The sequence below is a fragment of the Herbaspirillum sp. B65 genome (assembly GCF_000333555.1).
GTDB lineage: Bacteria > Pseudomonadota > Gammaproteobacteria > Burkholderiales > Burkholderiaceae_D > Herbaspirillum > Herbaspirillum rubrisubalbicans.
In genome coordinates, this window is the sequence record NZ_BADI01000346.1 from 1 (window position 1) to 1,415 (window position 1,415).

The 1,415-nt window shown below is 46.3% G+C and carries 2 protein-coding genes; both read left to right on the forward strand.

The window, feature by feature from the left end; genetic code table 11:
• The coding region (locus I5W_RS32790) for a hypothetical protein (RefSeq protein ID WP_217284443.1) at positions 1-231 on the forward strand (231 nt) is incomplete at its 5' end.
• Positions 232-362: 131 nt separating this feature from the next.
• The gene (locus I5W_RS34190) at positions 363-668 is read left to right on the forward strand and encodes a helix-turn-helix domain-containing protein (RefSeq protein WP_083893499.1); all 306 of its coding nucleotides are present in this window, start codon (positions 363-365) and stop codon (positions 666-668) included.
• The last annotated feature ends 747 nt before the right edge of the window (positions 669-1,415 follow it).

Here is a 1,415-nt window from a genome sequence, read left to right on the forward strand (position 1 = left end):
AAGCTCGTACCGAAAAAAGTAGGCGGTCACCTGCCCGTTTTAGGATGGGTAACGACTCGCTCAATGGCATGGGCGTCATCGCGTGAGCATAGATTTGTAACTCGTAAGACAGGCAACGTGAGCTTATTGCAGCGCCTTACGCGCGCAGTGCTGCCCTGCGAAGAAGATTTTCCCATTAGCAATTATCAGTTAAACAACTCCCCCCCAACCCTGGTTGTTACCGCTGGATGAAGCACATAGAATGCGTTAATACAATTTGTATTGAAAATCAATCCTTTAACATGCATTTATAAGATCGAAGCACTATATTTTATTTTTTGATTTGCATATGTATGCCATACAAAACATTATAGCGGAACTTTATGAAAAAAGAAACCATCGAGATTGATGAGGATGCCATCCGAGAAGTTTTTGGGGCGAATCTCAGGATTGCGCGGTCGAGGCGCGGGTTCTCGCAAACCGATTTGGCGGAGCGCGCAGGAGTGCAACGCTTAGCTGTAAGCACTACCGAGCGCGGGGAGCACAACATCACATTTAAAGTCTTGGTAAGGCTGTGTCTAGCGGCCGGCTATCATCCCTGTGAGCTATTGAATCCCAATTTCCTCCAAGTTTCATCGCGTGGCCCCACGTATAGCTATAAAGAACCTGGTGAAGACAGCGCTTCATAGAGGTTTGAGATGGTGCTTACGGAAACGTCTAGATAGACTCAAGTCAACGCTTCCAGCTCTCGGTGGGCTCTTCCGAGTCCCCTAAGCGAAAATTCCGGTGCCTGCGGAAGGTAGCCACTCAGTCATATGACCTCTCGTACCCTAGTTCTCTTAAGCCCAGGAAGATCTGTTTCAGGATCTTTCTTTGTCTCCGAGATTGGATCGGCTCAGCCTGTTATCTACGACGGCAGAACTCCCCATAGACATTTTTACGAGATCGTCGCTGAAGATCAAATAGTAGGTATGACGCGTAAGGCATATAAAAGCTGCGAACTGCTTGCCAGCTTTCTGTTTGCGTATGGCGAGGACTTCGACAAGCCGCAGGCGGTAGCTCTTATATGTGTATAGTTCTGCCCAAATCTAAAGTGGAACTACATGAAGTAGTGTTATCCCAAATAAACTGACGGAAAAATGATCCAAAAAATCGATGGCAAGAATATTCAAAAAAATTTCTACTGCATCGGTTGCAGTTTTTATTGTGATGCTGGTTGGTGCTCTACTCGGTTTCGTTATTGCCTATCTAGCCCAACTTTTGTCCCCTGGTCTCACTGAAAGCATTCTTGATTCGCTCCATGTAACCGTCCCTCACCAAGGAAATTGGCAGTTTCCATTGCTATGCAATTTTCTTTCGGACAGCTGCAGCTTTGTCATTTTCCATCGTCGCAATTGCATCTCTTCTTCTTCCTACTACGATAGAGATGAGGCGTC